At 35.4% G+C, this 6,017-nt stretch carries 6 protein-coding genes; all 6 read right to left on the bottom strand.

Annotated features, from left to right (window positions below; translation table 11 throughout):
- A partial coding sequence (locus A9G09_RS03650) for a phosphatase PAP2 family protein (protein ID WP_065633558.1) occupies positions 1-455 on the bottom strand: 455 nt, incomplete at its 3' end.
- 208 nt (positions 456-663) lie between these two features.
- Positions 664-1,347 carry an amino acid ABC transporter permease gene (locus tag A9G09_RS03645; RefSeq protein WP_065633557.1) on the bottom strand — a complete coding sequence of 228 codons (684 nt, stop codon included), beginning with the start codon at positions 1,345-1,347 and terminating at the stop codon, positions 664-666.
- A gap of 2 nt (positions 1,348-1,349) precedes the next feature.
- Positions 1,350-2,078, bottom strand: coding sequence for an amino acid ABC transporter permease (locus A9G09_RS03640; RefSeq protein ID WP_065633556.1), 729 nt, complete (start codon positions 2,076-2,078; stop codon positions 1,350-1,352).
- Between the two features lie 3 nt (positions 2,079-2,081).
- Positions 2,082-2,909 (bottom strand): ABC transporter substrate-binding protein, encoded by an 828-nt coding sequence (locus tag A9G09_RS03635; protein ID WP_065633555.1) that lies wholly within the window; start codon positions 2,907-2,909, stop codon positions 2,082-2,084.
- A gap of 288 nt (positions 2,910-3,197) precedes the next feature.
- On the bottom strand, positions 3,198-3,623 hold the full coding sequence (gene ndk / locus A9G09_RS03630) for a nucleoside-diphosphate kinase (protein ID WP_065633554.1): 426 nt from the start codon (positions 3,621-3,623) through the stop codon (positions 3,198-3,200).
- A 13-nt stretch (positions 3,624-3,636) separates the two neighbouring features.
- Complete coding sequence (gene pbpC / locus A9G09_RS03625; RefSeq protein WP_065633553.1) at positions 3,637-5,934, bottom strand: penicillin-binding protein 1C; 2,298 nt, start codon at positions 5,932-5,934, stop codon at positions 3,637-3,639.
- Between the last annotated feature and the right edge of the window lie 83 nt (positions 5,935-6,017).

Genomic DNA, 6,017 nt, shown 5'->3' with positions numbered 1-6,017 from the left:
ATATCTAATGGCCAATGGACACCTAGGTAGACACGGCTCCAACAGACTAAAATAGCCACGACAGTAAATAGCAATAAAAGTTTTTTTAATTTGGCGCCATAATTTAAGCAAATGACTAAACAAATAGTCCAAACAAAAACCGCATGTTGGCTAGGAAAAGAACTTGTTTTATCGTGATATAAATAATTGGTCCCTATATTTTGTGCAAAAGGACGCGGTGAATAAAAGAGATGGCGAAGAATAAAGGTGACCAATAATGCCAAAGCCAAGCTAAGTGCTATTTTAATAATTAATTGTCGAGAACAAGGTTGTAAAAACCAATAAATGCCTAAAACAATAACAGGCAAATAGACTAAATAATTTGCACAAAAAACAGCAAAATAGACAAATGTTTTTGAGGCTTGTTCTGATGCATTGATGAGTAAAAAAAGTTGAGTATTCACATTGTGCCACATAAAAAAAACCTATGTTATTTATTATATGGACTAATTTAATGAATAAATCTTAATTCAACCTTAATAAAATAAATTTCAAATATAAATTCCATCTCAGTTTGATATACCAAATAAGTGGAATAATACTCTATTTGATAAAGAGATAATAATTTTAGCAAACTTGAAATAGTCATAAATTATGGTTAGTTAGGTGGGCCAACCATATTGATTAGTTAATACGAAATAGCCGACTTTTTGATAGCATAGATAAAGAAAAATCCAACAACCAACAAATAATAAAATAAACAACAATGACAAATAAAAATATCTCGGTTGGATAAACCATACTACGATTGTTAATCTGTGTTGCAACAAAAGTAAATTCGGCCACACCAACAATATAAGCTAAAGAGGTATCTTTGATGAGTGAAACCCATTGATTAACAAAAGATGGCAACATCATTTTTAATGCTTGCGGCAGAATAATAAAAATAATAACTTGTCTTTTAGTCAAACCTAACGAATAAGCGGCTTGCCATTGTTCTTTGGCAATCGCAATCATACCCGCATAAACTGAATGACCAATATAAGCCGCGCCAATTAAGGATAACGCGAATATCACAGTAGCTATAGCCGGCACATCAATATCAAGTAATATAGGTAATAAAAAGTAAGTCCAAAAAATTAGCATAATAACAGGAATAGCTCTTAAAAAACCCAATAAACTAATTAATATATAACGACATATACCTTTGGTCACCGTTAAGCCTAACCCAGCTAAAATCCCCAAAAGTGTAGAAAAAAAGATAGCCGCAATGCTCATTAATAGTGTCAAAAAAATGCCGCCAGGAAAGTTTCCCCACATTAAATAATCTAGGTTATTCCAAATAAGTGCTAAACCTTTAAGTTCCATAATTAAACCTTGTTACCAAATTGCAGCCGTTTTGCCTGATAAATATTGCCGAGCGTGCCTACAATCACTATAGCTAAAATATATAAAAACGTTGCAATGGCAAAATCCTGAAAAGTTTTAAGCGATTCAGTTTCTACTTGTCGAGAAACGTAAGACAACTCTAATACGCCAATCGCCATGGTCAGGGATGAATTTTTGATAATATTCATATATTGGCCAATTAATGGCGGGAATGCGATACGAAAACTTTGCGGCAAAATAATAAAACGCATACTTTGCCACCAAGTCAACCCGAGTGCCGATGATGCCTGCTGTTGACCTTTACTCACCCCAGATATTCCTGCTCGAAATTCTTCAGCAATAAACGCACTAGAATAAAATGTTAAAGCAATTAAGCCAATAATAAATTCAAATGACGGCATTTTTAAAGTGAACAAAAACAAATTAATCTGCGGTTCATCAAATAACCACATTTTAAATTCAGCAGGTAATAAACTTCCAATGCCAAAGTACCAAAAAAACAGTTGAGGCAATAATGGCGAATAACGAAAAATGGCGTTATAGCTAATTACAACGCCTTTGATAATTTTGATATGACTTTGTTGAGCAATAACTAGCAAAAAACCCAATAGAGTAGATAAAATGATTGTTAAAACCGAAATAGCAATAGTGACTAAAAAACCATCCCATAACCACCATAAGTACCGTGGTTCTAGTAACTGCTCAAACATAAATTATAAACCTTGACCTATTTTAAAATCACCGCGCGGCATAGCTGATTTGGTTTCTGGTCCAAACCAACGATTATAAATCGTTAACGCTTCACCATCATTTTCAAGTTTTAATAGTATTTGGTCAACCTTTTCTTTCAATCGAGTTTCCCCTTTTGGAATACCAACAGCTTGATATTCTTGCGTAATACTAAATGGCGAAATTTCAAATGCAGCGCGTTGTTCGTCAGGAACATTTGCTAATAACCCAATTAATTTAGCATCATCTTGAGTAATAGCTTGAACCACACCATTACGCAATGCAGTAAAAGCAAAAGGCGTATCATCATATGAGATCACTTTAGCTGTTGGGTACTTTTCACGTAAAGTAATTTCCATTACCGTACCTTTATCAGCACCAATACGTAAATTTTTTAAATCATCAGGCGATTTTAATAACCCTTTTTTGGCAATAAATTTTTGCCCGGTAGCAAAGTAAGGTAAACTAAAATCGACTGTTTTAGCGCGTTCATCAGTTACCGTAAAGTTTGCTACAATTAAATCTGCTTTTTGTGAGGTTAGTAAAGGAATACGATTAGCGGGATTAGTTGGTACAAGATCAACTTTAACCTTTAACGCTTTAGCAATTTCATTGGCATAATCAACATCAAGCCCTGCAATTTTATTCGTTTTTTCATCAATAAAGCCAAACGGCGGATTACTGTCAAATACGGCTATTTTAATTTCACCGCGTTTTTCAATATCATCCAAACGATCCGCAAAAGCAGAGTTCGTTCCTAATAAACTACCAATTAATGCTACTACTGTTAGCGTTTTAGTTAAAAATTTCATCTTGATTTCCCCAAATAAGGATAGTGTTAAGTACAACTAAAGTCTAACAGCAAATAACTTAGGTAAATAAATAATAAATTTTTACATGCTTATAACTAATAGTTATATTAAAAGCGTCAACCCTACTTTCTCATGATTGAGTGATTAATGATTGCTGTTTGTTAATTAAAATGCTGAAAAACCAATACTTAACGTTGATATAGATGGTTAATCAAAAATATTTTTAGATGTCTGTTTGCGCGATATGTTGTTGCTAACTCGCATAACATCTTCATTTTATAAAGCGCTTTAGCTTCCTACTATTTCATTTTCGACAAAAAAGTAAGCAATCTCTCTTTCGGCTGATTCTGCTGAATCCGAGCCATGTACTGCATTTTCAGTCACACTGTCAGCAAAATCTGCTCGCAACGTGCCCGCAGCGGCTTTAGATAAATCGGTTGGCCCCATCAATTCACGATAGCGTTTAATTGCATTTTCACCTTCAAGCACTTGCACAACAATTGCACCAGATGTCATGAATTTTACTAAATTGTCAAAAAACGGTTTACCTTGATGTTCAGCATAAAAGCCCTCTGCTTGTTCTTTTGTTAACTTTAACATTTTTAAAGCAATGATATTCAATTTTGCTTGTGATATACGAGTTTCAATCTCACCAATTATCTGTTTACGAACTGCATTTGGCTTGATAATTGATAAAGTTCGTTCTATAGCCATGAGTTAATCCTTATTAATTGAAGGTAAATTTGACGCGCGCAATTTGACCACTTTCATCTATCAATAATAAAAAGTGTTCACCTTTTTGTGATAAAGTGACTGCAACTTTATCACTATCCATCGAATGTGCAATAAGATTGCCATCTAAAAACCACCATTTTTCCCCATATCCCCCCTCAGGTGTTAAATCAACGGTGACTTGATTATTGCCGGGCAATGCTCTAAGTAGTTGTTTATCATTTAATCCAACAATATTGAGTGGTGAAAAAATATCTTGCCCCATTACCGGACAATGTTTATCAATTGGTGGCAATAAATTCCGTCTTTTCTCTTTGGTTAATAGAAAGTTTTCTAATGATACTGGCCATAGTGCGACTTGTTTTTTTTGCGCACCGGGGCAATCCGCCGCCACACGCTTACCTTGTTCATTAACCCAAATCGTTATCCAACCAGAACGATAAATATTATTTTTTAACTCACTATAGGTGCTTAATGTTGGTGGAACAATATTATTCAATACCCATGCTGTTTTTTGGCGGTGACAGTTCGCATCTGACTCAGGAAGCGGTTGCCCTAATGGCCAACAAATTTTTATAGACGATACTGATTCTGGTTTTTCATAAGCAGTAAGTGGTCGATTTAAACGGTTTTCTCTATTTAATAAAATAGAATTAACATGTTGTAAAATCGGCATTGCAGAGATTGAACCATATTGCCCCACAACAGGCGTTCCATCAGGCCGCCCTACCCAAACCCCTATTAAATATCGTGGATTAATACCAATTGCCCAAGCATCGCGATAGCCATAACTGGTTCCGGTTTTATAAGCTAATAAATTATTATTAATTAGCATTTGTCTTGTTATCCAAGCGCTACCATCTGAAATAAGGGGTTTATTAATTAATGGCTCTTGTTGAGTAAAACGCAAAGGACTCACCTCACCATGCCTTGCAAATGCACTATAGGCGCTGACAAGATTATCCATTCTTACTGAAGCGCCACCTAATATATACGAGATATTAGGCTCATTTGCTATGGACGATAAAGGTAAACCAATGCCAGCCAATTTACCGGCAAATCGTTTTGGCCCATATAACTCAATTAATTGAACTGCTGGTAAGTTTAATGATTTACTTAATGCATCCGATGCGCTAACCGGGCCATTGAATCCCTCATCAAAATTAGTGGGTCGATAATCAGTAGTAATACGTGGAACATCTTGTAATAACGACTCAGAGTGAATCATGCCATCATCAATGGCAAAGGCATAAATGAAGGGTTTTAGTGTAGAGCCTGGCGATCTTAACGCACTAATCATATCCACTTGGCCAAAGCGCTCTTTGTCATTAAAATCAGCTGAACCAATATACGCTTTAACTGTCATATCAGTATGATCGACAACTAAAATAGCCAATGATGTTTTAGGCGGTAGTTGTGCTGCTCGGTTTATGGCTAAATCTTCTAAATTATATTGAAGCGAAGCATCAATAGTGGAATGAATAATATCCTCATTCGGATATTTCTGTTTTAAACGATAAGCTAATAAAGGCGCCAACTGCGGCGTTTTTCGTGGATAGACCCAAACTTCGTCACGTCGAACTTGATCGATCAAATCATTGGACCACACCTTATATTCCGCCAATCTATCTAATACTTTATCGCGAGCTTGCTTAGCTCTTTCAGGAAATCGATCAGGCCTCAATCGACTGGGCGCTTGAGGTAATACGGCTAATAATACAGCTTCACTTCTTGTTAACGCTTTGGGATGTTTACCAAAATAGGACCAGCTTGCTGCGCCAATACCTTCTATTGTGCCACCATAAGGAGCATGATTAATATATAAAGTTAAAATCTCTTTTTTACTATAATGTAATTCAAGTTGCAGGGTTCGAAAGAGCTGTTTTAGCTTACCGAGCAGAGTTCGATCGTGTGGATATAATAATCTCGCCACTTGCATAGAGAGAGTACTACCACCGGAAATGATTCGATCATTGGATATATTTTGCCAAGCAGCACGAACTAAAGAAACCGGATTGATACCAATATGATCGTAAAAATAACGATCTTCATAATTTAATAAAACGTCAAGATAATAGTCTGGCACTTCATCAAGGCTGACCGAATAACGCCAAACACCATTTTGATCTGCAAATCGCCATAAGGGTGTTTCATCTTCAGCAACAACCGTTTGCGTAGTTTTATTTTGGGAAATAGATAATGGAAAAAGATGATCAGCAATCAAAAAACTACCGACTAATAAAACTAATAATATCAATACAAATTTGAATAATTTATAAAAGTGTTTTTTCATTATCGTTGTTATGTGACCTTGCTAAATATACTTACAAATAAAAATTCCGCCAAATATTTTGGCGGAATAATCAGTCAAGTTTA

Source organism: Gilliamella sp. wkB292, from assembly GCF_001690235.1.
Classification (GTDB): domain Bacteria; phylum Pseudomonadota; class Gammaproteobacteria; order Enterobacterales; family Orbaceae; genus Gilliamella; species Gilliamella apicola_F.
The sequence above is the reverse complement of the archived record's forward strand: the minus strand, read 5'-3'. Positions and strand labels throughout refer to the sequence as shown.

Excerpts from the sequence above, each read along its gene's own strand:
- A9G09_RS03645 (WP_065633557.1), bottom strand. The coding sequence starts at position 1,347 with ATGGAACTTAAAGGTTTAGCACTTATTTGGAATAACCTAGATTATTTA.
- A9G09_RS03640 (WP_065633556.1), bottom strand. The coding sequence starts at position 2,078 with ATGTTTGAGCAGTTACTAGAACCACGGTACTTATGGTGGTTATGGGAT.
- A9G09_RS03635 (WP_065633555.1), bottom strand. The coding sequence starts at position 2,909 with ATGAAATTTTTAACTAAAACGCTAACAGTAGTAGCATTAATTGGTAGT.
- ndk (WP_065633554.1), bottom strand. The coding sequence starts at position 3,623 with ATGGCTATAGAACGAACTTTATCAATTATCAAGCCAAATGCAGTTCGT.
- pbpC (WP_065633553.1), bottom strand. The coding sequence starts at position 5,934 with ATGAAAAAACACTTTTATAAATTATTCAAATTTGTATTGATATTATTA.